The 26,682-nt window shown below is 33.9% G+C and carries 33 protein-coding genes; 31 read left to right on the forward strand and 2 right to left on the reverse strand.

Features of this window, described 5'->3' with window-relative positions:
• Positions 1 to 2 precede the first annotated feature (2 nt).
• The 14 genes from SFBM_RS00580 to SFBM_RS00645 all read left to right on the forward strand — a co-directional run bounded on the left by SFBM_RS00580 (position 3) and on the right by SFBM_RS00645 (position 12,053).
• Positions 3 to 302: a hypothetical protein gene (locus tag SFBM_RS00580; protein WP_005807552.1), complete on the forward strand. Its 300-nt coding sequence runs from the start codon at positions 3 to 5 to the stop codon at positions 300 to 302.
• Positions 302 to 1,438, forward strand: a complete 1,137-nt coding sequence (locus SFBM_RS00585) for a DUF2800 domain-containing protein (protein ID WP_005807550.1) — start codon at positions 302 to 304, stop codon at positions 1,436 to 1,438. Before SFBM_RS00580 ends, SFBM_RS00585 begins: the two co-directional genes overlap by 1 nt.
• 15 nt (positions 1,439 to 1,453) lie before the next feature.
• Entirely contained in the window at positions 1,454 to 2,014 is a 561-nt protein-coding gene (locus SFBM_RS00590; RefSeq protein WP_014017803.1) for a DUF2815 family protein, read from the forward strand.
• Complete coding sequence (locus tag SFBM_RS00595; protein ID WP_014017804.1) at positions 2,014 to 3,933, forward strand: DNA polymerase; 1,920 nt, start codon at positions 2,014 to 2,016, stop codon at positions 3,931 to 3,933. Before SFBM_RS00590 ends, SFBM_RS00595 begins: the two co-directional genes overlap by 1 nt.
• 15 nt (positions 3,934 to 3,948) lie before the next feature.
• Complete coding sequence (locus SFBM_RS07800) at positions 3,949 to 6,135, forward strand: virulence-associated E family protein (protein ID WP_242821630.1); 2,187 nt, start codon at positions 3,949 to 3,951, stop codon at positions 6,133 to 6,135.
• A gap of 40 nt (positions 6,136 to 6,175) precedes the next feature.
• Positions 6,176 to 6,451, forward strand: coding sequence for a hypothetical protein (locus SFBM_RS08115; RefSeq protein ID WP_242821631.1), 276 nt, complete (start codon positions 6,176 to 6,178; stop codon positions 6,449 to 6,451).
• A gap of 294 nt (positions 6,452 to 6,745) precedes the next feature.
• The gene (locus SFBM_RS00610) at positions 6,746 to 7,054 is read left to right on the forward strand and encodes a VRR-NUC domain-containing protein (protein WP_014017805.1); all 309 of its coding nucleotides are present in this window, start codon (positions 6,746 to 6,748) and stop codon (positions 7,052 to 7,054) included.
• Entirely contained in the window at positions 7,006 to 8,346 is a 1,341-nt protein-coding gene (locus SFBM_RS00615; protein ID WP_014017806.1) for an SNF2-related protein, read from the forward strand. The genes SFBM_RS00610 and SFBM_RS00615 overlap by 49 nt, the downstream gene beginning before the upstream one ends.
• 3 nt (positions 8,347 to 8,349) lie before the next feature.
• Positions 8,350 to 8,784 (forward strand): hypothetical protein, encoded by a 435-nt coding sequence (locus SFBM_RS00620; protein WP_242821632.1) that lies wholly within the window; start codon positions 8,350 to 8,352, stop codon positions 8,782 to 8,784.
• Positions 8,771 to 8,983 (forward strand): helix-turn-helix domain-containing protein, encoded by a 213-nt coding sequence (locus SFBM_RS00625; RefSeq protein ID WP_005807536.1) that lies wholly within the window; start codon positions 8,771 to 8,773, stop codon positions 8,981 to 8,983. Before SFBM_RS00620 ends, SFBM_RS00625 begins: the two co-directional genes overlap by 14 nt.
• Positions 8,984 to 9,060: 77 nt before the next feature.
• The gene (locus SFBM_RS00630) at positions 9,061 to 9,777 is read left to right on the forward strand and encodes an SHOCT domain-containing protein (protein WP_007440106.1); all 717 of its coding nucleotides are present in this window, start codon (positions 9,061 to 9,063) and stop codon (positions 9,775 to 9,777) included.
• Between the two features lie 163 nt (positions 9,778 to 9,940).
• A complete protein-coding gene (locus SFBM_RS00635; protein WP_005807533.1) occupies positions 9,941 to 10,363 on the forward strand; it encodes a terminase small subunit in 423 nt (140 codons plus the stop codon).
• Entirely contained in the window at positions 10,360 to 10,791 is a 432-nt protein-coding gene (locus tag SFBM_RS00640) for a dATP/dGTP diphosphohydrolase domain-containing protein (RefSeq protein ID WP_005807531.1), read from the forward strand. Before SFBM_RS00635 ends, SFBM_RS00640 begins: the two co-directional genes overlap by 4 nt.
• Before the next feature lie 14 nt (positions 10,792 to 10,805).
• Positions 10,806 to 12,053, forward strand: a complete 1,248-nt coding sequence (locus tag SFBM_RS00645; protein WP_005807529.1) for a PBSX family phage terminase large subunit — start codon at positions 10,806 to 10,808, stop codon at positions 12,051 to 12,053.
• Between the two features lie 40 nt (positions 12,054 to 12,093).
• Here the strand turns inward: SFBM_RS00645 and SFBM_RS00650 are convergent, their stop codons facing one another.
• Together SFBM_RS00650 and SFBM_RS00655 are read right to left on the reverse strand one after the other, a co-directional pair.
• Positions 12,094 to 12,573 carry a DUF2442 domain-containing protein gene (locus tag SFBM_RS00650; protein WP_007440341.1) on the reverse strand — a complete coding sequence of 160 codons (480 nt, stop codon included), beginning with the start codon at positions 12,571 to 12,573 and terminating at the stop codon, positions 12,094 to 12,096.
• A 40-nt stretch (positions 12,574 to 12,613) separates the two neighbouring features.
• Positions 12,614 to 12,868: a DUF4160 domain-containing protein gene (locus SFBM_RS00655; protein WP_007440342.1), complete on the reverse strand. Its 255-nt coding sequence runs from the start codon at positions 12,866 to 12,868 to the stop codon at positions 12,614 to 12,616.
• A gap of 95 nt (positions 12,869 to 12,963) precedes the next feature.
• Between SFBM_RS00655 and SFBM_RS00660 the strand changes: the two genes are divergently transcribed.
• The 17 genes from SFBM_RS00660 (at position 12,964) to SFBM_RS00740 (ending at position 26,680) form a co-directional block, all read left to right on the forward strand.
• Positions 12,964 to 14,352, forward strand: coding sequence for a phage portal protein (locus tag SFBM_RS00660; protein WP_007440343.1), 1,389 nt, complete (start codon positions 12,964 to 12,966; stop codon positions 14,350 to 14,352).
• A complete protein-coding gene (locus tag SFBM_RS00665) occupies positions 14,345 to 15,928 on the forward strand; it encodes a minor capsid protein (protein WP_005807521.1) in 1,584 nt (527 codons plus the stop codon). Before SFBM_RS00660 ends, SFBM_RS00665 begins: the two co-directional genes overlap by 8 nt.
• Before the next feature lie 3 nt (positions 15,929 to 15,931).
• Complete coding sequence (locus SFBM_RS00670; RefSeq protein ID WP_005807519.1) at positions 15,932 to 16,138, forward strand: hypothetical protein; 207 nt, start codon at positions 15,932 to 15,934, stop codon at positions 16,136 to 16,138.
• Between the two features lie 23 nt (positions 16,139 to 16,161).
• A complete protein-coding gene (locus SFBM_RS00675; RefSeq protein ID WP_005806954.1) occupies positions 16,162 to 16,512 on the forward strand; it encodes a YjcQ family protein in 351 nt (116 codons plus the stop codon).
• 85 nt (positions 16,513 to 16,597) lie between these two features.
• On the forward strand, positions 16,598 to 17,275 hold the full coding sequence (locus tag SFBM_RS00680) for a Panacea domain-containing protein (protein ID WP_005807517.1): 678 nt from the start codon (positions 16,598 to 16,600) through the stop codon (positions 17,273 to 17,275).
• 196 nt (positions 17,276 to 17,471) lie between these two features.
• Positions 17,472 to 18,071, forward strand: coding sequence for a phage scaffolding protein (locus SFBM_RS00685; RefSeq protein WP_005807516.1), 600 nt, complete (start codon positions 17,472 to 17,474; stop codon positions 18,069 to 18,071).
• A gap of 8 nt (positions 18,072 to 18,079) precedes the next feature.
• Positions 18,080 to 19,138 (forward strand): hypothetical protein, encoded by a 1,059-nt coding sequence (locus SFBM_RS00690; protein ID WP_014017808.1) that lies wholly within the window; start codon positions 18,080 to 18,082, stop codon positions 19,136 to 19,138.
• A 6-nt stretch (positions 19,139 to 19,144) separates the two neighbouring features.
• A complete protein-coding gene (locus tag SFBM_RS00695; protein ID WP_005807512.1) occupies positions 19,145 to 19,525 on the forward strand; it encodes a hypothetical protein in 381 nt (126 codons plus the stop codon).
• Positions 19,519 to 19,875 (forward strand): hypothetical protein, encoded by a 357-nt coding sequence (locus tag SFBM_RS00700; RefSeq protein WP_014017809.1) that lies wholly within the window; start codon positions 19,519 to 19,521, stop codon positions 19,873 to 19,875. Before SFBM_RS00695 ends, SFBM_RS00700 begins: the two co-directional genes overlap by 7 nt.
• Positions 19,875 to 20,282, forward strand: coding sequence for an HK97 gp10 family phage protein (locus SFBM_RS00705; RefSeq protein WP_005807507.1), 408 nt, complete (start codon positions 19,875 to 19,877; stop codon positions 20,280 to 20,282). Before SFBM_RS00700 ends, SFBM_RS00705 begins: the two co-directional genes overlap by 1 nt.
• On the forward strand, positions 20,279 to 20,707 hold the full coding sequence (locus SFBM_RS00710; protein ID WP_005807505.1) for a phage tail terminator family protein: 429 nt from the start codon (positions 20,279 to 20,281) through the stop codon (positions 20,705 to 20,707). Before SFBM_RS00705 ends, SFBM_RS00710 begins: the two co-directional genes overlap by 4 nt.
• A 4-nt stretch (positions 20,708 to 20,711) precedes the next feature.
• Positions 20,712 to 20,900, forward strand: coding sequence for a hypothetical protein (locus tag SFBM_RS00715; protein ID WP_005807504.1), 189 nt, complete (start codon positions 20,712 to 20,714; stop codon positions 20,898 to 20,900).
• A 1-nt stretch (position 20,901) separates the two neighbouring features.
• Positions 20,902 to 22,203 carry a phage tail sheath family protein gene (locus SFBM_RS00720; RefSeq protein WP_005807500.1) on the forward strand — a complete coding sequence of 434 codons (1,302 nt, stop codon included), beginning with the start codon at positions 20,902 to 20,904 and terminating at the stop codon, positions 22,201 to 22,203.
• Between the two features lie 11 nt (positions 22,204 to 22,214).
• On the forward strand, positions 22,215 to 22,691 hold the full coding sequence (locus SFBM_RS00725) for a phage tail tube protein (protein ID WP_005807498.1): 477 nt from the start codon (positions 22,215 to 22,217) through the stop codon (positions 22,689 to 22,691).
• 1 nt (position 22,692) lies between these two features.
• Positions 22,693 to 23,124 (forward strand): phage tail assembly chaperone, encoded by a 432-nt coding sequence (locus tag SFBM_RS00730; protein WP_005807496.1) that lies wholly within the window; start codon positions 22,693 to 22,695, stop codon positions 23,122 to 23,124.
• Between the two features lie 194 nt (positions 23,125 to 23,318).
• Complete coding sequence (locus tag SFBM_RS00735) at positions 23,319 to 25,979, forward strand: tape measure protein (protein ID WP_014017810.1); 2,661 nt, start codon at positions 23,319 to 23,321, stop codon at positions 25,977 to 25,979.
• A complete protein-coding gene (locus SFBM_RS00740; RefSeq protein ID WP_005807488.1) occupies positions 25,979 to 26,680 on the forward strand; it encodes a hypothetical protein in 702 nt (233 codons plus the stop codon). Before SFBM_RS00735 ends, SFBM_RS00740 begins: the two co-directional genes overlap by 1 nt.
• The last annotated feature ends 2 nt before the right edge of the window (positions 26,681 to 26,682 follow it).

Raw genomic sequence — 26,682 nt, forward strand, 5'->3', positions numbered from 1 at the left:
TTATGATATTAACTTTTAAGCTAGATTCTAATGATACTAACGGGATTAAAAAATTAATAACTTTATGTGAAAATTTACTAAGTTTTGAAGAAACAGCTACCCCGGAACTTGAATTTGTTAGGGAAGAACCTAAAACAGATATTAAAATTGATGACTTGAGGAATGCATTAATAAAGTTAGCAAAGGATAAAGGGAAAGAAACTGCCAAAGAATTACTAAATGAATTTAAGGTTGAAAAACTTACAGATGTAAATACATCTGACTATGATAGATTATTACAGCGTATACGTGAGGTGCAATAATGTTACATGCTAAATTATCAGCAAGTGGTGCTAAAAAGTGGATTAATTGTCCTTTATCAGTAGTGCTGGAAAGTAAGATGCCGAATGAAGAAACACCATATGCAAAAGAAGGAACTTTAGCCCACGAATTAAGTGAATTAAAGCTTAGAAGGGAATTAAATCTAATAGGTAAAGAGGCTTATGATACCGAAGTTAGTAAACTTGATTATGATGATGAGATGGACAAGTATACAGATTATTACTGTGATGTAGTGATGGAGATTGTAAATAAATATGATCGCAATTATAGCACGGTCAGACTAGAGGAAAAGGTCGATTTTAGTCCATGGGTGCCAGAGGGATTTGGGACATCTGATGTAATCATTATATCGGATAACACCGCGGAAGTAGTTGATCTCAAATATGGTAAAGGTGTTAAAGTATCTGCAGATAACAACCCTCAATTAATGCTCTATGCACTAGGTGTATTAAACGATTACAATTATATTTGTGATATTAAAGAGGTTAATTTAACAATTGTACAACCTAGGCTGGATAGTATATCTAGTTTTAAGATAAATGTTTATGATCTGCTTGAGTGGGGCGAGACTATAAGAGTTAAAGCATTAAAAGCTTTTAATGGTGAAGGAGATTGTGTAGTAGGTAAGCATTGCGATGATGGATTTTGTAGAGCTCGCCCTATCTGTAAAGCCTACGCTGATGAGAGACTAAAGATAGCCAAATATGATTTTAAAGATCCAGCGGAATTAAGTGCTGATGATATAGCAGATATCCTCGGGACTGTAGATGAGCTAGTTAGATGGAGTAAAACAATTAAGGATTATGCTTTAACTAAGGCTTTAAGCGGTGAGGAGTATAAGGGATTCAAACTGGTTGAGGGGAGGAGTAATAGAACATTTAACATAGATGATTCTAAAGTTCTTGAGATTTTAAAAGGTGGAGGTTTTAAAGAATCTGAGGTTTGTGAGACAACTCTTAAGAGTCTAAGTAGTCTCGAAAAAATGATAGGTAAAAAGGATTTCAAAACTATGCTGGGCAGTCATGTTATTAAACCTATGGGCAAACCTACCCTAGTACCAATAGATGATGTAAGACCTGTATACAATAGTGCAGTTAACGATTTTAATAACATTTAATAAGGAGAGTAAGACATGGAAAATTTGAATACAAAAGTAATCACAGGGAAAGTAAGATTTAGTTATGCAAATGTATGGGAGCCAAAAAGTATAAACGGGAGTAATCCTAAATATTCAATATCTTTACTAATTCCAAAATCGGATACTCAAACATTAAATAACATAAAACAAGCAATCGAAAATGCAAAGAAAATAGGATTGAGTGTTTTTAACGGTAAAGTACCAGCCAATATTAAAACACCACTAAGAGATGGAGATATTGAAAAACCAGATGATGAGATTTACGCAGGTTGTTATTTTGTAAATGCAAATAGTGTTAATAAACCAGGTATGCTGGATAAATATAAAAATCCAATTACTAACCCAGAGGATTTCTATAGTGGCTGTTATGGATATGCATCAATCAATTTTTATGCTTTTAATACTAACGGTAACAAGGGTATTGCTTGCGGACTTAACAACCTCATGAAGATAGAGGATGGAGAACCACTAGGAGGACGAGTAAGTGCTGAGATAGATTTTGAGGGAATTGATGCAGCGACTCTAAACGCAGAAATGGATGAGATATTAGGATAATGAGAACACTCGCGATAGATATTGAAACTTATAGCGATATAGATATTAAAAAAGCAGGGGTCTATGCTTACGCAGGATCTACTGCTTTTACTATACTCTTATTCGCCTATAGGTATGATGACGAAGAAGTAAAATTAATTGATTTAACAGAGACAAAAACATTACCTCAAAGCATTATAGATGATCTTATTAATCCTAATATTATTAAGACAGCATATAATGCAAATTTTGAGAGGGTATGTTTATCTAAATTTTTAAATATTAAATTACCAATTGATGATTGGAGATGTACAGCAGTGCAAGCATCAATGTTAGGATTACCTAACAACCTCAAAGATGTAGCTAAGGTATTAAACCTAGAATCTCAAAAGGATTCTAAGGGTACAAGGCTTATAAATTATTTTTCAGTTCCTTATAAAGGGCAAAGACGTATGCCTAGTGAGGATATTATAAAGTGGGAGGAATTTAAAAGTTATTGTATCCAGGACGTAAAAGTGGAGTCTGCAATAAGAGATAGATTAAGTAAGTATCCAATATCAGACTCGGAGCAAGAGTTATACATAATAGATCAGATTATTAATGACAGAGGTATCAAGGTGGATGAGGTTTTTGTGGATAATGCCATAAGATTTGATGCAATCCACACAGACATATGTAAGCAAGCTTTTAATGAGTTAACTGGAGGAGTTAATCCTAAGTCAAGCACTCAAATCAAAGAGTATTTAATTAATAGAGGTCTTAAGGTATCAAACGTTGATAAATCGACTATAGCCGATATCATAAAAGATACAGATGATAAAGGGTTAAAACAAATACTTGATTTAAAACTAAAGCTTGGTAAGACATCAGTTAAAAAGTACGAGGCTATGAAAAGATGTACTTGTAGCGATGGGCGTATAAGAGGCTTATTACAGTTCTATGGAGCAAATCGTACAGGTAGATGGGCAGGGAGATTAGTACAAGTACACAACTTACCACAAAATCATTTGGATAATCTAGAGGATGTTAGGGGTTTAATAGTTAATGGGGATTATGATCTGTTAGAGATGCTCTATGATAACATCCCAGATGTATTATCTCAACTTATAAGGACAGCTTTTATTCCAAGTGAGGGGAAAAAGTTTATAGTATGCGATTTTTCAGCGATTGAAGCTAGAGTAATAGCATATCTAGCCGATGAAAAATGGAGGATAGATGTATTTAATACTCATGGGAAAATCTATGAAGCCTCAGCCGCTCAAATGTTTAAAGTACCTATTGAATCTATAACAAAATCCAGTCCACTCAGGCAAAAAGGAAAAATTGCTGAGCTTGCACTCGGTTACGGAGGTAGCGTTGGAGCATTAAAGCAAATGGGAGCTACTAACATGGGATTAGATGAAGATGAACTTCAAGGACTCGTTGATAGTTGGAGATTGGCTAACCCTAATATAACCAGATTTTGGAAAACTGTTGAAAAATCTGCAATAAACGCTGTTAAAGGCATAGCGTCTATCATAGATAAAGGTATAAAATTTAAGAGAGAGGATGGGATATTATTTATAACCCTTCCATCTGGTAGGAGATTAGCATATGTAAAACCCCGAATTGTATTAAATAGCTTTGGCAGTGAATCTATAGCTTATAATGGGGTAAATGGAACAACCAAAGTTTGGGAAGAGATCGAAACCTACGGGGGAAAGCTTGTTGAAAATATTGTACAAGCAGTGGCAAGAGATTGCTTAGCAGAGAGTATTAAAAGATTACATAAGAGAGGGTATAGGATAATATTCCACGTGCATGATGAGGTTATCCTCGAATCTGATAAAGATATTAAAGTTGAAGATATAGAGAGTATTATGGCTGAGCCTATTAAGTGGGCAGAAGGTTTAAATTTAAGTGCTGCTGGATTCGAAGCAGATTTTTATAAAAAAGATTAATGAGGTGTTGTTTATATGATTATGTATGTTGCTAATAGCAGAAAAAATAAATTTTGGACTAAAGTGGAGTTAACTTGGGATGATTTTGTAGAGAATCTTAGGAAACCAATCAGAACAGATGAAACACAAGAAGAATATTTCAGTATGCCTAAGGATAAACAAGATGATATTAAAGATGTTGGTGGGTTTGTTGGAGGTGAATTAAAAAAGGGGTTACGTAGATCAGGTAATGTAATAAACAGATGTTTATTAACATTAGACGCTGACTATGCAACCCAAGACTCAATAAAATATTTGGACGAATGTGCAGATTTTAGTTACTGCCTATACTCGACGCATAAGCACACGAGGGATAATCCTCGCTACAGATTAATTATACCACTTTCTCGGCCGTGTATCACGGATGAATATGAAGCTATAGGAAGAAAAGTCGCTAGCCAATTAGGGATTGATATGTTTGACGATACAACATATCAACCACATAGACTTATGTATTATCCGAGTGTTAGTAAAGATGGGGAGTATGTATTTAAACATAAAAACGGAACCTTTTTAGATGTAGATAAGACATTAAAATTATACGGTATTAGTTGGAAGAATAGAGCTAATTGGCCAGTATCTGACAGGGAACAAACAAAAATAAGAGTGTCTAAAAATAAGCAGCAAGACCCGCGAGAAAAAGAAGGATTAATAGGAGCTTTCTGCAGAGCTTACAACGTGCATGAGGTAATCGAAGAATATTTATCAGACGTCTATAAAGAGTGTGGGAATGATAGATATACATATCGCAAGGGTAGTACATATGGAGGGGTGCTGGTATATGATGATGGATTATTCACATACTCAAATCATGCGACTGATCCAACATGTGGCAGATTGTGCAACGCTTTTGATTTAGTTCGTATCCATATTTTTGGACATTTGGACGAGGGATTTAAACAAACGATAAATGTAAAGTATCTGCCTTCTTTTAAAGCTATGAACTATTTGGCGTACAAAAATAAAAAAATAGACCCAAGAGAAGTAGAAAGTTTTAAAAAATACAAGGGTAAACTTAAAAAGCGCGAGGAACATATAGCTATAAAGTATGGAGATCATGTCATGATATTCGAGGGAGCTGGTAACGGAGCATGTAACACGAAAGAATGCGGGTTTGAAGTACTTAGAAATACCGTTACTAGCTATGCAGAAAAGCATAAAAAACAAGAAAAAATAAGACCTGATGAATTATGGAAAAATGAATTAAAATACAATAAAAAAAGAATAATTATGCATTCTATTGATAATATTGAACTTATTTTATCTAACGATAAAAATTTGAAAAATAAATTTGCGTTAGACACTTTTGATAGTAAGATTTGGGTCCATGGGGAGTTACCTTGGGATAGAAAACATAAGACTAAGAGACAATGGGAAGATTTTGACGATGCGGGATTGAGAGCGTATCTCGAAAAGAATTATGGTATAAATCACCGCAATAATACTTATGATGCGTGGGAAGTAGTTGTAAGAAAAAATAAATATAACTCAGTCGCAAAGTATTTAATATCTCTAAGGCATGATGGGATCAAGCGTTTAGATACACTGTTTATTGATTACTTGGGTGTTGAAGATAATATATATTCAAGATCCGTAACACGCAAATCACTTGTTGGGGCTGTTGCTAGAGTATTCGAGCCAGGTATAAAGTTAGATACGAGTATAGTACTGGTAGGAGACCAAGGTGTTGGTAAAAGTCAGATAATTAATAGGTTAGGTAAAGAATGGTACAGCGATAGTATAACGACACTCAAAGGTCGAGAGGCATGCGAGCAGATACAAGGCTTTTGGATTATAGAGATCGCAGAACTTGCGGCAATGGCAAGGACGGAAATAGAAACCATAAAACAATTTATGACAAAACAAGAGGACACATATAGGAGTGCATACGCACGGAATGTAAAGAGCCACAAGAGGCAGTGTATTTTTATCTGTACTACCAACAACCACGATTGTCCAAGAGATACGACAGGTAATAGAAGATTCTTGCCACTAGATGTTGATGCTAACAAAGCTACAAAGAATATATGGAGAGAATTAAACTCTTATGAAGTAGATCAAATATGGGCGGAGGCAGTGAAATATTATAAGGCTGGCGAATCATTAATATTGGATAAAGAGGCTAATGATCTAGCAAAAGAGCAGCAAAGAGAGTCATACTAAACACAACCCTCTTGAGGGTATTGTTAATGAGTATTTGGAAATGCCCGTACCAGATGATTGGTATGAGAAAGATACTTTTGAAAGGATCAACTATATAAGAAATGAGAAGAGAGTAGGAAAACCTAGAAACAAAATATGTGTTATTGAGGTGTGGTGCGAATTACTCGAGGGGGACAAAAAAGATTTAGATCAACGCAAAAGTCGTGAAATAACAACCCTGATACTTAAAAGCGGAGAGTGGGAGAGAGCAAGTATGATAAGAACTGGATATTTATACGGGAGACAAAGAGGATTCAAAAGGAAAAATTCATCCTAAGTGTCAACACTTGCAACACTTGGAGCAACTGATATATTGAAAAGTGTTGCTTCTCATAAAGCTTAAAATATAAGGCTTATAACTATATAAGCAACAATGTCAACACTTATATATATAAAAGAGTATAAATAATAAAAATATATAGATATACAGAAATATAGATATATAAAAAATATATAACTATATAGAAAAAGTGTTCCTAGTGTTGCTCTGTTGACATTAAACGCTTGAGAATAGATAATACATAGGTTTGGGAGAGCAACACTTTCAGTTGATAATTTTAATGGAGTTTTTATGTTAGAAAAAACTATTGAGAATTACTTTAAAATCAAAATTGAATCTAATGGAGGTTTGTGTATAAAACTAAATGGGTTTGTTGGCATACCAGATAGGTTGATCCTATTACCTAGTGGTAGAATATTTTTTGTAGAATTTAAGCAAAAAGGTAAAAAACCTCGTAAGATTCAAAGTTTTATACATGATAAATTAAGGAGTTTAGGTTTTAGAGTTTATGTTATAGATAATAAGGACAAAATAGAGGAGGTTTGCAGGGAGTGGAATTTAGACCTCACAAATACCAAGAAGAAGCAATTAACAAGATAATTAAGATTGATAGATGTGGTTTATTTTTAGATATGGGATTGGGTAAAACGGTTATAACTCTAACAGCTATTAATGATTTAATGTTTAATCGCTTTGAAGTCAATAAGGTTGTAATAATAGCACCTTTAAAAGTAGCAGAAGATACATGGGTTAAAGAGTTATCTAAGTGGGATCATTTAACTAATTTAAGCATGTCTCTTGTATTAGGAGATAAGAATAAGAGGATTAAGGCATTAGAGACACAAGCAGATATATATGTGATCAATAGGGAGAATGTGTCTTGGCTTGTTACATATTTAGGTAGAGATTGGGATTTTGACATGGTGGTTATTGATGAGTTATCCAGTTTTAAAAATCCATCTGCTAGTAGATTTAAGTCTCTTAAGAAAGTTATAGGTAAAAGTTCCAGGGTTGTTGGGTTGACGGGTACACCTAACCCTAATGGGTACATAGACCTTTGGGGTCAGATATACCTACTTGATAGTGGTGAGAGACTTGGTAAGACCTTGACTAGATTTAGGGATACTTATTTTGTACCTGATAAGAGAGATAGTTATAGGATATTTACCTATAAATTAAAATCTGGAGCGGATAAATTGATTAATAAAGAAATATCTGACATTTGTATAAGCATGAAGGCTGATGATTATTTGGATCTACCAGATAAGATATTTGTTAATCACGAAATAAGTTTAGAAAATAGGCGGTCTTATGATGAATTAGAGAAAGAATTTTATTTTGAGTTTGATAAAGGATCTGAAGTTACAGCTGCATCTAAGTCAGTTTTAATTAATAAGTTATTGCAGTTATGTAATGGTGCAGTTTATACGGATGGAGATAAATATCAGGTAGTGCATGATGATAAATTGGACAAGTTGGAGGAGATAGTTGAGAGTACTCTAGATAGTCCTATTTTATGTTTTTATCAGTATAAGCATGATCTGGATAGGATAATAAATAGATTTGATTTTGCGAAAGAGTTATCACAAGATAATATCGATGCTTGGAATAAGGGTAAAATTAAATTACTACTTACCCATCCAGCGTCTAGTGCTTATGGACTTAATCTACAAGATGGCGGCAATGTTATTGTGTGGTTTGGTCTTCCTTGGAATCTAGAGCTATACCAGCAAGCTAATGCCAGATTACACAGACAAGGACAAAGGCGTAATGTGTTTATACATCATTTGATTTGTGCAAATACTGTTGAGGAGAGAGTGCTAGATACACTACAGCGTAAAGGTATAGTGCAGGATGAGTTATTAGATTACCTTGCTTTTAAATATAGATAAGGAGTGTTTGATTTGGAATCGATTAAAGATTTGTTAGAGCATATAAGATTTGCGGATCTAGAGATAAAGAGTTTGATGACTTTGAAGGATAGATTAGGAGCGAGAGCTCTAGCTATAACATCAAACATTTCGGAGAGAGTTAGCGGTAGTAAGGATATAGATGGTGTCTATAGTATTGTGGATGAGTATGTAGATTTAGAAAAAGTTATAATTGATAAATCTAAAGGATTACTAGAAGATAAGAAAAAAGCTTTTGATATTATTAATGGCTTGGATGATAATATGCATAGAATAGTCTTAATTGAGCGTTATTTCAATTCTGAGCCTTGGAAATCTATAGCTATACATATTAGTCGAAGTGAAAAAAGAACTCGTCAGATCCATGATAAAGCGATTAAATTATGTGAGATAAGGAGAGAGACTGATGTACGATTATGATAAATTGATAGATTTGGTAGTTGAAAAGCGAAAAGAGAAGGGTTGGTATCAGTATGATTTAGCTAATGCAGTTTATATGAATGCTAGGATTATATCTAGGATTGAGAGTAAGCGGAATGTGGTTAAGTTAGATACGTTTTTATTAATGCTTGAAGCTTTAGATTGTGAAATTGAAATAAGACCTAAGAAAAAATTTTAGCGTTGCTTGAGATGTAAAATCTTGATAAAATATCCGTAACAAATATTTAACATTTATATTTGAGAGGATGTGTTTTTTTGGGGTTATTTGGTTCTAAGAAAAAATGTGTAGCTTGTGGTGTAGGTGATGCTAAGCATAAAATAGCAAATAAAGAAGAGATATGCAAAACGTGTACTAGTAGATTAAGGGTAAATATTTTTAGCTTGAAGAAATTAACGTCTCGAGAGATTAAAGAATTTTTGTGTGATTTGGACTCATTTACTGTTACTAAAAGTGTATCGTTTTATCTGGAAGTTGATGAAAAAAATAAGAAGTTTTTAGCACCTTTATCCAAGCGTAAAATTTATGACTTTTCTCAATTAGTTGATTTTGAATTGCTTGAAGACGGCGAATCACTTGCAAAGGGAGGCTTAGGTAGAGCCTTAGTGGGAGGTGCTCTCTTTGGAGGGGTTGGTGCTATTGTTGGAGGTGTCACTGGTAAGCGTAAGGGTAAAAACATATGCAATAGTCTGAGGATAAAAATAACTTTAGATGATATTAGCGATCCTGTTTTATACATAGATTTTATTAATGTGAGGACAGATACAAACAATCCTTTTTATAAAAATATTTTTAATTCTGCCCAGGAGTGTTTATCTATTTTGCAAGTTATATCTAATAATACACCTGATGTTTCTGTCGATACTGGTGTATCCAGTGCTGATGAGATTCTTAAGTTCAAAGATCTATTAGATAAAGGAGTAATAACACAGGAGGAATTTGATTTAAAAAAGAAGGATTTATTAGGATTATGAGTATGTTAGAGAGAGGAGATTTTTTTAATGGGATCCTCTCTTTTATATTTTTTTAAAAACACTTCCGTAAATTTCCCAAAAGTTCCGTAAATTTCCCATCATTTCCATCTTGCGTTGTGAGATAATTAGAATGTGAAAATTTGTGATAACGAGGAGGTGAGGTATGACTAAGAAGCAAGAAAGATTTATAATTGAATATCTAATTGATTTGAATGCGACTCAAGCTGCAATTAGATCAGGTTATAGTAAAAAGACTGCGTACTCGATTGGGAGTGAACTGCTGAGCAAACCTGAGATAAAATCACGCATTGAGGGGTATATGCAAGAAATGAAGAGTGCTAGAGTAGCAGAACTTGAAGAAGTACTTGAGTATCTCACGTCTGTTATGAGGGGAGAATCTAGGGCTTGTGTAGTTGCTGTTGAGGGTACTGGTGATGGATGCTCATCTGCCAATATAATTAGTAAACCTCCAGATGAGAGAGAAAGATTGAAAGCTGCTGAGTTACTTGGTAGGAGATATGGGATGTTTAATGATAAACTTAAGGTTGATAGTGTTATACCTGTTGTTATAAAGGAGGACTTATGAGGACTTTTGCAAGTGGAGCTATAAGAGATGACAATGATTGTAAGGGTAGATGCGATTTGATACCCCTTGATATTGTGATTAATGTAAAAGAGGATAAGCCTTTAAATTTAATACATAATTTTAAAGTATCGGGAGAAGTAGAGCATCTTATTGATTTATTAAAATTAGAAATGAATGAAGATATATATAATGTTTTGTTGGATGTTAGTCATAGGTTTGGCTTAGGTGCAATTAAATATGGAGACCATAATTGGCAAAAAGGTATACCAGCTAATGTGTATATTGATAGTGGTACTAGGCATTATCTTAAGTACATGAGGGGTGATGATGATGAAGATCATCGTGCTGCGTATATCTGGAATATTATGTGTTGTATTTGGACATGCGAGCATTTACCAGAGCTAAATATATATGCTAAAATCGCCTAGAAGGCGTTGATTTGATGGTAGAGATATCTTTAAAAGATGTTGTAGGTAAGGGGTATAAGGATTTTTGGAAGTTTACAGGACGGTATAGAGTTGTTAAAGGTAGTAGAGCTAGTAAGAAATCTAAGACTACAGCTTTGTATTATATAGTTAATCTTGTGAAGCATCCTAAAGCTAATCTATTGGTTGTACGTAAAACTTATAGGACACTTAAGGATTCGTGTTTTACGGAGCTTAAATGGGCTATAAATAGATTAGGTGTACAGGATTATTTTGATATTAAAGAGAGTCCTTTGGAGATTATATACATACCTACAGGGCAAAGGATTTATTTTAGAGGTTTAGATGATCCATTTAAAGTAACATCGATCACAGTTGAGGTTGGTTATTTATGTTGGATGTGGCTTGAGGAAGCTTATGAGATCAGCAATGAAGATGATTTTAATGTTTTGGACGAATCTATAAGGGGTAGCTTAGAAGCTGCTCCTTTTTTATTTAAACAAATAACTCTCACACTAAATCCTTGGAATGAAAAGCATTGGATTAAGAAAAGGTTTTTTGACACTAAGGATGATGAAATTTTAGCTATGACGACAAATTATATGTGTAATGAGTGGCTAGATAAATCTGATTTAAGAGTGTTTGAGACTATGAGTATCAATAATCCTAAAAGATATAAAGTCGCTGGATTAGGTGAGTGGGGTATAGTTGATGGACTTGTATATGATAATTGGGTAGAGCAGAGTTTTGATTTGAATGAAGTGCTAAAAATATCAGGTATACAATCAGCGTTTGGATTAGATTTTGGTTACACCAACGATCCATCAGCTTTGTTTTGTGGACTTATTGATAATGCTAATAAGATTATTTATGTATTTGATGAGATGTACCAAAAGAGTATGTCTAATGAGGATATATATAATGAGATATTGAAACAGGGGTATGCAAAAGAAAGAATAATAGCTGATAGTGCTGAACCTAAATCTATTGATAGGCTTAGAGTATTAGGTCTCCATAGGATTAGAGGAGCTAGAAAAGGTCGAGATAGTGTTAATAATGGTATTGATTATATACAGGGATTTAAAATTGTAATACATCCCAAATGTGTGAATTTTTTGATTGAGATCAACAACTATACTTGGGATGTCGATAAGAGGACAGGTCAAAAGATTAATAAGCCTATTGATGATTTTAATCATTTGATGGATGCTATGAGATACGCACTAGAAGGGTTTATAAGAGGTGATATATTTAGTTTTGATTAATAATAGGGGCTATTGCAAAAAAACGCAACAGCCGCTTTTATTAATCTTGTTCTTTTTTAGAGGATTTAGGTATTATTTTTAATTCACATCCTAAAATATCTATTATTTTGAGTAGAGTGTTTAATTGTGGGGAAGAACTTTTGTTTTCGATTCGGGCTATAGCTGATTGAGGTAAATTACAAGCAGTGGCTAGATCATGTTGAGTCATATTATTTGATTTTCTTTGTTGGATAAAATCGTAGATAAATTGGTTGTATGTATGGTTTGGAGAGTCTATTATAGTGCTGTTTTCATATAAGTGTTCTGGAGATATATCTAAATCGTCGTTCCACACGACAGTACCACACTCTATTTTGGCTTTAGAAAATAGCACGGGGTTTTTTAGAGGTTCAAATATTTTTGTATCTAATAGAGGATTAAAATCAAAAATTCTTGTTGATCCGTCAGAAAAATTAAGTATTAGCCTGTAATCAGGTGTAGGTTCTACTTTTGTAACAACCCACATGGGTATATTGTTCATGGCATAGACTCCTTTTTGTATTGTTTGTTAAATAGATCCACTATCGTAGTGGATCTATTTTAAAATAATCTCCTTCTCTCATTAAGCTCCAATTTGCTATGAGTTCATCTTGGTGTATCTCAATCCACGCGACAATAAGTTTTTGATGCCTGGTGCTCATTTCTCCATCAGTTAATTTACCATCAAAGTTAAATACAGCTTTATAATTTTGATACTCAGCGTGTAAATGCGGCGGATTGTGTTCATTCCAGTTCATGCGTATGATTATTCCGTAAAATGATGATATGACTGGCATTTTTGTACCTCGCTTTCGATTTAATAATTTAATTATATCAAATTCGATATAATTTGTCAATGTAGAGGTCTATAAAATGGGAGGGAGTTGGTTAGTTGGACAAAAGAATTGTAGAGCTTGATATAGCAAGGTGGAGGACAAGTCTTAAACGTAAGATAATGATTGATGGAGAAAGGTATTATAGAGGAGATCATGATATTTTAAGGCGTAAGAGGACTGTCATAGGGGATAACGGAGATCTTAAAGAAGTTGATAATCTACCTAATAACCGTATTGTAGATAATCAGTATAAAAAGATGGTTAACCAGAAGGTTGATTATTTACTTGCCAAGCCTTTAACTCTTGAATGTGACAATAAAAAATATTTAAGTTTGCTTAAAACAATTTTTAATAAACGATTTCAAAGGATTTTGAAAAATGTTGCCGAAGATGCCCTTAATTGTGGTCTAGGTTTTTTATTTGTCTATTATGATGATCTTGGAGAGCTTAATTTTAAGAGATTTAAGCCCTATGAGGTTATACCGCATTGGTTAGATGACGAGCATACTAAATTAGACTATTTAATTAGGTGTTTTAGCGTCGAGATTTTTGAAAATAATATGTATCGTTTAGTTGATAAAGTGGAAGTGTATTCTTCTAACGGGATTGATTATTATGAATATACAAATGGTAATTTAAAACCCGTTGAACCTTATCATAATAATTATTTTACACGAGTTGTAGATGGCGTGGAAAATCATTATACGTGGGATAAGATACCTGTCATATCTTTTAAATATAATCATAAAGAAATACCTCTTATTAAAATGGTCAAAACCCTTCAAGATGGGCTTAATCTCATCGAATCTAATTTTCAAAATCAGATGGAAGAGGACGCAAGAAATACAATCCTGATACTTAAAAATTATGATGGTGAAAATCTAGGAGAGTTTAGACGCAACTTAGCTACTTACGGAGCTATTAAGGTTAGGACTGAGTCTGGAGCTGATGGTGGTGGAGTTGATGCCTTGCAGGTTGAAATCAATGCAGATAATTATAGGACACTCTTAGATGTGTTTAAGAAAGCCATTATTGAGAATGCTATGGGTTATGATGCTAAAGATGAAAGACTCTCAGGTACTCCTAATCAGATGAATATTTTATCTATGTATTCGGATATTGAATTAGATGCGAACTCTATGGAAACTGAGTTCCAAGCCTCTCTTGAAGAATTATTGTGGTTTGTTAATGTGCATTTTGGACTTAAGGGATTAGGTAATTACGATAGCAGTATAGTTGATATTATTTTTAATCGAGATATTTTAATATCTGAGAGCGATGTAATTGATAATTGTGTTAAATCGATAGGTATTTTATCCAATGAAACTATATTATCTCAACATCCTTGGATATCTGATGTTGATTTAGAGCTTAGGAGACTTGATGAGCAAAAACAGATGGAGTTAGATTCTTTTGGATTTGGAGAAACTCCTGAGGATGAATAATTATTGGAAAGATAGATTTCTTTCCTTAGAAAAAGCATCCCATAAAATAGGTGTTGAAACTTATAAAGAGATAGAAATTGCATTTGATAGAGCTCAAAGAGAGATAGAAAAAGAGATTGAATCCTGGTATGGTAGATTTGCTAAAAATAATAATATCGATATGGTTGAGGCCAAGAGAATCCTAAATACAAAAGAGCTTAAAGAACTTAAGTGGGATGTTAATGAGTACATAGCAAAGGGACGAGAAAATGCAATTAATCAGAAATGGATGAAAGAACTAGAAAACGCATCTGCTAGATTTCATATAAATCGACTTGAAGCTTTAAAACTTAGGATGCAACAATCTGCTGAATTAGCTTTTGGCAATCAACTAGATTTAGTTGATGGCTTAGTTCATAAGGTATTTACAGAGAATTATTACCGGAGTATATTTGAAATCCAAAAAGGGTTCAATGTAGGTTTTAAGGTTTCTGAGATTGATGATAATTTACTCAATAAAATAATATCTAAACCTTGGGCTAAAGATGGTAAAACTTTTTCTGAGAGAATATGGGGATCTAAGGATAAATTAATTAATGAGCTGCATGCTGATTTAACTCAGAATGTTTTATTAGGCAAACCACCTAAGGATCTTATAAATAATCTTGTTAAAAAATTTAATACAACTAAAGCTAACGCTAGCAGGTTGGTGATGACCGAGCTAGCGTTTTTTCATACAGTTTCGCAGAGGGATGCCTTTAAGGAGCTTGGTTCTGAGCAATATACGATACTAGCAGTACTTGATAATAAAACATCCTTAGTTTGTCAAGATTTTGATGGTAAGGTATTTGATACAAAGGATATGTCTATTGGTATAAATGCACCTCCTTTCCATCCTAATTGCAGGAGTGTAATCTTACCTTATTATGATGACGATTACGAGATTGGTGAGAGAATAGTAAGTGGTGATGATGGTAAGTCAGTGTATTACGTGCCAGAAGATATGAATTATAAGGAATGGCATGCTAAATATGTTGATGGAGTTAGCGTTAAAGGAGTAAAGCCTCCTGAGAAGAATTATAAGACAATCTCTATTAGTGATTTAACTAGGTTCCAGGATTTAAGTAATTTGTGTTTCAAAGCGTTTATGGAAAGTGAAAAGGATACTTTACGATTTTATACAGATGATGGTTATAGTGTTATAAATGCCTCGCTTCAAAGTGGCGATATATCTGACGATATTTGGGATAAAGTTAAAAATATAGATGACTCTATAGAACGCTTTGAATTATCCGAAGATATAATAGTTTACAGGGGAACTAAGATGGATTATTATAAAGATGTTAAGGTTGGAGATATAATTGATGCTAAAGTGTTTTATAGCACTTCGTTTTTAGAATATATAGCTCAGGATTTTGCCGATCAACTTAATAATCCAGTTATGTTAGAAATAAAGGTTCCTAGCGGCACTAAATCCCTTTACATAGGCTATAATAGTTCTGTAGGTGATGAAGCAGAATTATTACTCAGCAGGCATTTAAAATATAGAGTTTTGAAAATGGAACTTGGAAGATTATTTTTAGAAGTGGAGGAGTAGCAAATGAGCAGAGCTTGGTTTGATATTACTGAGTATTTTAGGCAACGTGGGAAAAACTGGAGCAACTTGAATGATCAAGAGAGAGAGGTTTGGAGGGCTGCTTATAGAGAACAGTTTGGGAAAGAGTACAAACCTAGAACTCTTGCAGATCGTTGGGCTAGAGAGGATCTGACACCTACCATAATCCATAGAGAAAAGAGAGATTCGTAATATAAATATGATTGTGTATTGGGGTGGTAGTTTTGGCAAAAGATGATTATTATGTGATTGTATATAAGCTTTTATCTTATTTGTATAGTTGTTTGAAAAAAGGCACATATGTAGACATTGAGAATCTAAGAGATGTTATAAAGGTAGATATAGTAGATTCGTATTGGAATTACATAATTCTAGAGTTATATAAAGAGGGATATATTGATGGAATTACTAAAATTAAATATATAGGTGATATCAATGAGAATGTTAAAATTAACAAAAATATCAGAATTAAGCCTAAAGGAATTGAATTTTTAGAGAGCAATTCATTTGTTGCTAAAGCTAAAGAGTTTATAAAAGAAGCGGGGGAAATATTATTTTGGTTGTAAACACTACTAATTGATTCGGTAGTGTTTTAATTTGATTAAATTGTGATATAATTATATGATACTTGTTTGCAGAAGGAGGTTTGTTATGAGAGGTGTTATGGAGTATGCAAAGTATTTTATGCAAAAGGCTACTGGGTTAGATAATACTCTTGATGGTAATATGAAATTGCAAAAACTCTTAACGTTTGCTAATTTAATAAATATCGCTCTAAACGATGAACCTTTATTTAGTGAGACAATGCGAGCATTTAAGAATGGATGTGTAATAGAAACTGTACGTTTAAATTACCGTGAATGCTATCAATCTTTGAAAGAGGCTAGTAAGACATTTAAACCTAATTTTTCAAATTCGGAATTTGAAATTTTAGATTTGACTTTAGGTATATTTGATAAGCTGTCTGCAAAAGAATTATCGAATTTAAATCATGAGTTTGAGTTTTGGGAAAATGCTTATAAAAGATATAAAAGTACCAATGATAGCGTAGACTCAAATATAAGCGAAGATGAAATAAAAAATGAACTTCATGTGATAAAATCCATTATAGATAGTTACAAGAATAGAGATAATAGTATGCTTGTAGAGAGGGTTAATGGTATTGATTTTTTTTATGATCCTAAGAATTTAGATATAGATGGATTTGTTTTTGTATCCGGAGAAGAAGTAAGCATTTTAGATGAACTTTATGAGTTTTCTTTGTCTGAAGAGGCTGAAGATAATTGTTATACTATTTATTTAGATGAAGGGGAGCTTGTTATATTTTGAATTTTAAGGATGAAATATTATTAAGATTAGATCAATATGAATTAGAACAAGCTTATATTGATTTAGGTATTGATTTTTAAACACTGTTTATTTAGCAGTGTTTTTTTATGCCTTTTTGGTATTGTAGGCGAATAAAGAACAAGACAAAAAGAACTGGACTGAACCAGGTGAAAAATGATTTTGAAAGGATTTTACTATGAAGAAAGATGATTTTTTAAAATTAGGGTTAGATGACGAAATAGCGAAAAAGTGTGAGGCTGCATCGCTTGAAGAACTTAAAGAGTATATACCAAAAAGTAGGTTTGACGAAGTTAATAGTGCTAAGAAGAAATTTGAATCTGATGTAAAAGATAGAGATAAACAATTGGAGGATCTTAAGAAATCTACAGGTAATATTGAAGATCTTAAAAAGCAGATTGAATCTTTACAAAAAGAAAATAAAGAGAAGGCTGAGCATTATGAATTAGAGATGCAAAAACTTAGAGTAGATACAAAAATAGAGTCTACCTTATCTAATTTTGGTGCGAGGAATATTAGATCTGTTAAAGCATTACTTGATGGGGTTGATAAATTTAAATTTGACAAAGATGGAAATATTGAAGGGTTAGAGGATCAGATTAAGCAAATTAAGAAATCTGATCCTTATTTATTTGCTAATAATGATACATCGTCTGTTAAAGGTGTAAAGCCTGTCGAATCTACAGCTGAGGCTAAATCAGTTGATGTAAATAATATGACGTACTCTGAGTTAGTGTCTTATATGTCTAATAACCCAGATTTTAAACTTAATAATTAGGAGGTATTATGAGATTTGATTCAAAACTTTTTAATCCACAAGCATTTGGTAGTTATGTAGACCGTATACCAAATGTGACTAAAAATGAATTAGCAAGGAGTGTTGCAGTTGGAACAAATGAGCAAGCAGCGAGATCATTATCCACTCAAACAGGATCTTTATATACGAGAGTACCTTATTTCGGAAGGATAAGTGCTCAAACATCTCAAAACAATGATGGTGCTACTGATATAACATCTACAAATACATCAACTTATTCTCAGGGATTTGTTGTTGCTAGCAGGATGGATGGCTGGACAGAGCGTAGTTTTAGTAAAAATATTACTGCAGGCGTTGATTTTATGGATAACGTTGCTAAGCAAATAGCAGATTATAAAATGGAAGTTAAGCAAAATATATTGTTAGCTATGCTTAAAGGTATTTTTTCTATGTCTGTTGGTACAAGTACAATAGAGGAGCAAGCGGCTAAAGAATTTATTGAAAAGCACACTTATGATTTAAGTGCTAAAACAGGTGATGACAGCAAGGTTAGCTCATCCACTTTAAATAAAGCTATACAGCAAGCTTGTGGAGATAATAAAAATATTTTTAAACTCGTTATTATGCATTCCGAGGTGGCAACTAACTTGGAAAACATGAAGTTACTTAAATATATGACTCAAACAGATGCTAATGGTATTGAGAGGGAACTATCTCTTGGGACTTGGAATGGTAGGATTGTACTAATAGATGATAATATGCCAGTTGATAGTACGACTAAAAACACACCTACGTATACAACTTATGTGCTAGGTGAAGGATCTATTATTTTAGATGATATTGGTGATGCCTTACCTTATGAAATGTATAGAGACCCTAAAACCAAGGGAGGTCAGGATACGTTATATGTTAGAGATAGATTTGTTTGTGGAGTAGACGGGATTAGCTTTGAAAAACCAGCTACGATAACTGCATCAGCTTCTAATACCGATTTATCTACAGGAGCTAATTGGTGTGTTATAAATGATGGCGTTAAATCTATACCGCATAAAGCTATAGCAATCGCTAGAATTTTATCTAAGGGATAAACAGCTGTGTTAAATTTGGTAATTGAGAGATTAAATTATTTAAATTATAAGGTTACTCAGAGTGATCTCTATATTATTAAATTCCTAATCTTAAAAGAGGGAAATATTATTAGGATCGATTGCAATATAACTGATATACCTGAGGAGCTATCTTATATTCTTGTAGATAGGATAGTAGGTGCTTTCCTCCGTGAGAAGAAAATTGTTGATCCTGAGAGCCTTATTGGTATTGATTTAGATACTCAAATTAAACAGATACAAGAGGGAGACACCAATATTACATTTAGCGATAAGTCTAAGACCCCTGAAGAGCGTTTTGATGAGCTGATTAACTATTTGGTTAATAAGGAGGTAGATTTAGCATGCTATCGCAGGCTCAGATGGTGAGAATAAGAAAAGCAAAAGAGATAATGTATATTGGTTTGTGTACCATCGTTGAATACCATAAGGTTAAGCAAGCAAACCAATCTACAGGATTTACTGAGGTAGCTGTGTTTGAGGATATACCTTGTAAGTTATCTTTTAAGAGTGCACCTAGCGTACTCGAGAGTGATAAGGCTTCGGCTTTAACTCAATCCATAAGCTTGATATTAGCTCCGGAGATTGAAATAAATCCTGGAAGTAAAATTATAGTGACTCAAAATGGAGTTACTAAGGCTTATAAAAATAGTGGAGTACCTGCTGTATATACGACTCACCAAGAAATAATGCTTGATATTTTTAAGGGGTGGAGCTAGTGAGCGGATTTAATTTTAATGATTTGATAGCATTGAGAGATAAGATGGGTAAGGCTCTAGCAGACACAGAAATTAACAACTGCTTATTAGATACAACCAAGGAGCTTGGAGGTAGACTTTATTCGGGTGCTGTACGAAATACAATCCATCGACCTAAAGGTACAGGTACTCTTAAGAGGGGTTGGAAATCTCAGGTTAATAGTGTTGCAAATAACAAGTGTAGTGTTGACGTGTTTAATAATGTACCTTATGCGATTTACGTTGAAAAGGGGCATAGGACTCGAAATCATAAAGGGTGGGTTGAAGGTCAATTTATGCTTGAGAGGGCTGAAAATGAAGTTAAAAAGGTTATGCCTCGGCTAGTTAAAAGTAAAATTGATAAGCTTTTAAAGGGAGGATTTAAGTGATAGTAAATAGTATTATAGATGCTATCTGCATTACTATTAACGATGAGTTTAGTGATGCTTATACGATATATACGGAATCTATAAAACAGGGTTTTGAAGAGCCCTGTTTTTTTATACACAATTTTAGTGCTACTAATAATTTGTTTTTGGGCAATCGGTATTTTCGTGAGTCTATGTTTTGCATAAATTATTTCCCTCTCGAAATTAATAAGAAGAATAAAGAGTGCCATGATATAGCTGAGAGATTGTATGAGTGTTTGGAGTGGTTGGATGTTGGTGATAATTTGTTACGTGGTATAGGATTAAAGCATGATATTTTAGATGGAGTGCTTAATTTTTATGTTAATTACAATTCGTTTGAATATAAACCAAAAGGTACTACGCCGATGGGCGAGGTTGTGAAAAATTTGAGAGTGAAGGAGTGATAGTATGGACAAGAAAAAGATCAAGGAGCCAGAAGAAATCGAAGTTGCATTTAGTAAGGAACAAATTTTAAAAAGTTCCCGGTACGTAGATAAGAGAGATATCTTAAATGCTTTATTAGAGGATGATAAAAGGTATAAACTCAAAGAGGTAGATACGTTTATTAGTGATTTTTTAAAGAAAGAGGTGATTTAGTATGGCTTTAGGTGGAGGTACGTTTATTACTCAAAATAAAGTGTTACCAGGTACTTATATCAATTTTATATCTGTTAATTCTGCAAGCCCTAGTTTATCTGATAGAGGCGTTGTAACTATGCCACTAGAACTTGACTGGGGTATAGAGGATGCCATTTTTGAAGTTACTCCAGAGAGTTTAGAAAAGGATGCTGTTAAACTTTTAGGATATGAATATACGCATGCGAATCTTAAAGGGCTAAGAGATCTATTTAAAAATATAAAGCTGCTCTACGCTTATAGGTTAAATGGGGGAGGTATTAAAGCATCTAACATTTACGCTACAGCTAAATATTGTGGATTAAGAGGTAATGATTTAAAAATAGTCATTAAGAGTAACATAGATAATCAAGGGCATTACGATGTTATGACTTATCTTGATAATGTACTTCTCGACACCCAAACAGTAGATGATGCTAGTAAATTAGTCTCTAATGATTTCGTGGATTTTAAGAGTTCGGCTACCCTACAGGAGGAAGCTGGAGTTGCGTTAACTGGTGGTACTAATGGTACAGTTAACGGAGCATCTCATCAAAATTATTTAGACAGAGTTGAAGCTTATACATTTAACGCTATGGGAGTTACATCCACAGATGATGATATTAAATCTTTGTATGTTAGTTTTACGAAACGTCTTAGGGAAGATGTCGGAGCTAAATTTCAAACTGTAATCTACAATAAATCTGCTGATTATTTGGGGGTTGTTAATCTTAAAAATAGAGTGCTAGATGCTCCTGAGTCCTCCCTTGTATATTATGTTACTGGATTGATTGGTGGGTGTGCTGTTAATAAATCTAATCGTAATAAGATATATAATGGAGAGTTTGAGGTTGACACGAATTATACTCAAAATCAATTAGCGACATGTATTAAGTCGGGAGAGTTCGTCTTGCATAGAGTTGGGGATGATATACGGGTCCTTGACGATATAAACTCGATGGTATCAATAACGGATGAGCAAGGAGATGTGTTTAAGGACAATCAAACTGTACGAATTATTGATCAGATAGCTAATGATATAGCTGTTATATTTAATACTAAGTATCTAGGGGAGATACCAAATGATAGTGCAGGTAGAGTGTCCTTATGGAGTGATATTGTTAAGCACCACGAGGAATTGCAAAAGATTAGAGCAATTGAAAATTTTAGCGCTGAAGATGTTACGGTTATACAAGGGGATACAAAAAAAGCAGTTGTTGTAAGTGATGCTATAACTGTGGTTAATACTATGGCTAAATTATACATGACTGTTAAGGTTTCTTAGGGGGTGATTAAATGGAAAATAATGTTAAGATGCATTCGCGCGATACAATATCTGCAGCACTCGCAGAGTGTTTTATAACTATAGATGGCAGTAGATATAATTTTATGCAAGCCATTAATTTAGAGGCAAAGTTTGAAACATCTAAATCAGAGGTACCAATACTTGGAAAGCCCGGTAAAGGTAATAAAAAAACTGGGTGGAAAGGTACTGGATCTGCAACTTTTCACTATAACACGTCTATTTTTCGTAAGCTTATGGAACGTTACAAGGATACAGGAGAGGATATATATTTCGATATACAAATTACTAATTACGATCCTTCGAATAGACTTGGAAGGCAGACAGTTATTTTATATGATTGCAATCTAGACAATGGGATTTTAGGTAAATTTGATGCGTCAGGAGAATATCTAGATGAGGATATGGATTTTACTTTTGAAGATTTCAAAATTCCAGAAGAATTCAATATGTTAGAAGGGATGATTTAATATGTCTAAATTTGCTAGGTTTATGAAGAAAAATAAGATCTTAAAAGAAAATACTACATACGCTCCAACTAAGTCTTTACTTGATGAGAATGGAGAACCTGTAAAGTTTACTATAAGACCTTTATCTACGCGGGAAGAAGGAGATATAAGAGATGCTTGTACGATTGATGTGCCTATTACAGGCAAACCTAATATGTACAGACCAAGACTTAATACCACAAAATATTTAGCTAAAACTCTTTGTGCTTGTATTGTTGATCCGGATCTCCACAATAAAGAGTTACAGGATTCTTATGGAGTTATGAGCCCAGAAGAGTTGATAAAAGAGATGATAGATGATCCAGGAGAGTATCAAGACTTTGCCAATTTTGTTCAGACTTATACAGGCATTGATAAGAGTTTAGAAGATGAGGTGGAAGAGGCAAAAAACTAATTGAAGAGGGGGATGCAGAAGCTAATTATGCTTATTATGCCCTTCTCAAACTTAAGGTGCTTCCGTCTGTGTTTTTGAACATGGATAAACAAGAAAAGGCTTTTGTTATCGCTTGTATAAAAATAAAGATTGAGCAGGATAAAAAAGAGCAGAAAAAACTAGAGAGCCAAGCTCGTAGAAAGAGGTGATAAATATTGATAAAAACATCTATCGAATTACAAGATAACTTTAGTGCTACCATACATAGAGTTATCCAGTCTGTTAGTCTTAGTGTTAGTGCTATGCAAGAGTTACATAATAGTGTCAGCACACCTGTTGATGTAAGGGCTATGGATGCTGTACGTGATAATTTAAATCAAGCCACAATTGATGCTCAAGCATTGGATAGAGCTTTTAAACAAATTAGTACTGAACATATAGCAGCTCCTAAACTAGATAATATCAATTGGGTATCACCTAATTTTGAGGTTTTTACTAACTCTGGAATTGATAGATTTAATCAGGAGATATCAAGTGCTAATAGTTTATTAGATCAGTTGAATCAACAACAACTTAAATTATCGACTACTGCATCTCAGATAGATATATTACCTGATAATATGATATCTGATATTACATCTGTCCAATCGAGGATTGACGGTATAAGAAATAAAATAATCGAGCTGGAGAAGATACCACTTTGGCAGGTTGATGATTCGACCAATGCTCAATTAGAAACATTAAGAGGTAAACTTGCTCAAATGGTATCCGAACAACAGGCTCTTAATAATGCAGTGGATAATATGGATTTTGAGTCAGCTAATAGATCATGTTTACAATTATCTAATACACTAGATGGAGCTGAGCAGCATATTCGGGATAATATGAATGGTCAGGATAAGTTTAATAGGAAAATCCAGGAAGGACAGAATCAAGCTAGTAGATTAACGGGTTTGATTAAAGGGGCAGTAGGAGCGTATTTAGGTATTGCTGGGATGAAAAGTGTACTTGATTTATCTGATACTATGACCTCAACTACAGCTAGACTTGATTTGATGAATGATGGGCGGCAAGACATAGAAACATTACAAAATATGATATATTTGTCGGCGGAGAGATCTAGAGGATCATACCAAGATACTGCAGATGCCGTATCTAAATTAGGACTTATGGCTGGAGATGCATTTAGTTCGTCGGAGGAGATAATCGCTTTTACCGAGCAGCTTAATAAACAGTTTACTATTGCTGGTACAGATGCTGCGGGGATATCGGCGGCGATGTTACAATTAACTCAGGCTATGGGATCTGGAGTTTTAAGAGGCGAGGAGTTTAACAGTATTTTGGAGCAAGCTCCAAACATTATAGAGTCAATTGCTGAATATATGGATGTACCTAAAGGAGCTCTTAAAGATTTAGCAGGGGAGGGTAAAATTACAGCCAATATTGTTAAAAATGCAATGTTCGAGACTGCAGAGAAAACTAATGCTAAATTTAATTCCATGCCTAAGACTTTTTCTCAGATTGCGACGTCAGTACAAAATACCGCTCTTATGGCTTTTCAACCCGTGCTTGAAAAGTTAAATGACGTTATGAATAGTGATGCCTTTAATACTGTAATACAAAATATAATAAATGGATTATCAACCCTTGCCAATATAGCCACTAATGCTTTTAATGTATTGATAGCCATTGGCAGTTTTGTTGCTGATAATTGGTCGATTATTAATCCTATTATTTATGGGGTTGTAGCAGCTTTTGCTGTTTATTACGGTAAAATATTACTTGTTAAGGGAGCTACATTAGCTATGGCTGCAGTTAATGGCGTTGTTGCAGTAGCTAAGGGTGTGTTGGCCGCTGTAACCTGGGTTGCAACTAGTGCAACATGGGCTCAAGTTACGGCTCAGCATGGATTAAATGCAGCTATATATGCATGCCCTATAACATGGATAATAATAGCTATAATCGCCTTAATAGCAGTTGTATTTATGGTAGCAAATGCAATAGCTAAGTTTACTGGGATTGCTACTAACGGTTTTTCTCTGATTTGTGGTGGGATTAATGTAGTCATACAGTTTTTTTGGAATTTATTTAAAACTGTTCTTAATATTGGTTTGGGTATCAGTAATGTTGTATTTGCTTTGGGTCATAACATCCAAACCGCTTTTGGTAATTCGATTGCAAATGTGCAGTCGTTTTTTTACAATTTATTGTCTACTGCACTAAATGTAATTGCTAGTATTGCCGAGCAGCTAAATAAGCTACCATTTATCAGCTTTGATTTTTCAGGTATAACCTCTCAGGCTAATGATTATGCGAGCAAAGCAGCGGCATTGCAAGCGAATAAAGGTGAGTATAAATCATTAACAGATGCGTTTAATAGTGGCTTTAACACATTTGAGACTTTTAAGGACGGATGGGATTCAGATGCGTTTAATAGTGGAGCTGCTTGGGGTGATTCTGTTGGTGATAAGATATCAGGATTATTAGATGGTTTTGGGGGAAACAGCAATATACCTAACCTTAATGATTATGCGGATCTAAGTAATTATGGTGGTGCTGGTAATACTGATATAGGGGCTGGATTAAATGACATAGGCAATGGCTTAAATGATATAGGTAGTGGTGTTAAAGATACAGCAGGTAATACGGGTGCTATTAAAGATTCTCTTGAAATAACTGAGGAGGATCTAAAATATTTAAGAGATTTAGCTGAGAGAGATGTTATCAACAGGTTTACGACTGCCGCTATTAGTGTAAATCTAGGTGGTGTTACAAATAACGTAAATAACGGCATGGATCTGGATGGGATCATAGATAAAATCGCTACAGGTGTAACGGAAGCGGTTGAAGTTGCAGCAGAGGGGGTACACGTATAATGTATAGTTTTTATTTGGATAAAATTATGTTGCCTGTCGCTCCATCTAAACTCAAAATAGGTTTTGCTAGCCAAAATAAAACGCTGAATCTAATAAATGAGGGTGAGATTAATATTTTAAAAGATCCAGGATTACTAGAGATAGAGTTTGATGCAATGTTACCTAATACGCAATACCCTTTTAGTATTTATAAGGATGGTTTTGTTAAAGCTGATGATTTTATAGCTAAGATAAATAAGCTTAAGATGGATAAAAAACCTTTCCAATTTATCGTGACGAGGACACGACCTGATGGTACTGCCCTTTTTAACACTAATATCAAGGTATCTTTGGAGGAGTATGAAATGGCAGAAGATGCCGATGAGGGATTTGATGTTATATTGTCTATTAAACTTAAGCAGTATAAGGTTTATGGGACTAAAAAAATTAAGCTTGAGAAATCTACTAATAATGAAAAAGTTAAAACTCAAGAAGTCAAAGAAAGAGAATCAGATGCTAGCGAAATTATGATAGGATCTGATGTTATTGTTAATGGTAGATTGCATAGAGATAGCTATGGTAAGGGACCCGGACAGACAAGAACTAATTATAAAGGTAAGATAAATTTGATAAATGAAAAAGGATCACATCCCTATCATGTAACAACTCCTGGAGGGTCTCATCTTGGTTGGGTTACTAAAGATAGTGTTAAAGGGGTGTAGGT

Origin of the sequence: Candidatus Arthromitus sp. SFB-mouse-Japan, assembly GCF_000270205.1 — a bacterium.
Lineage (GTDB): Bacteria > Bacillota > Clostridia > Clostridiales > Clostridiaceae > Dwaynesavagella.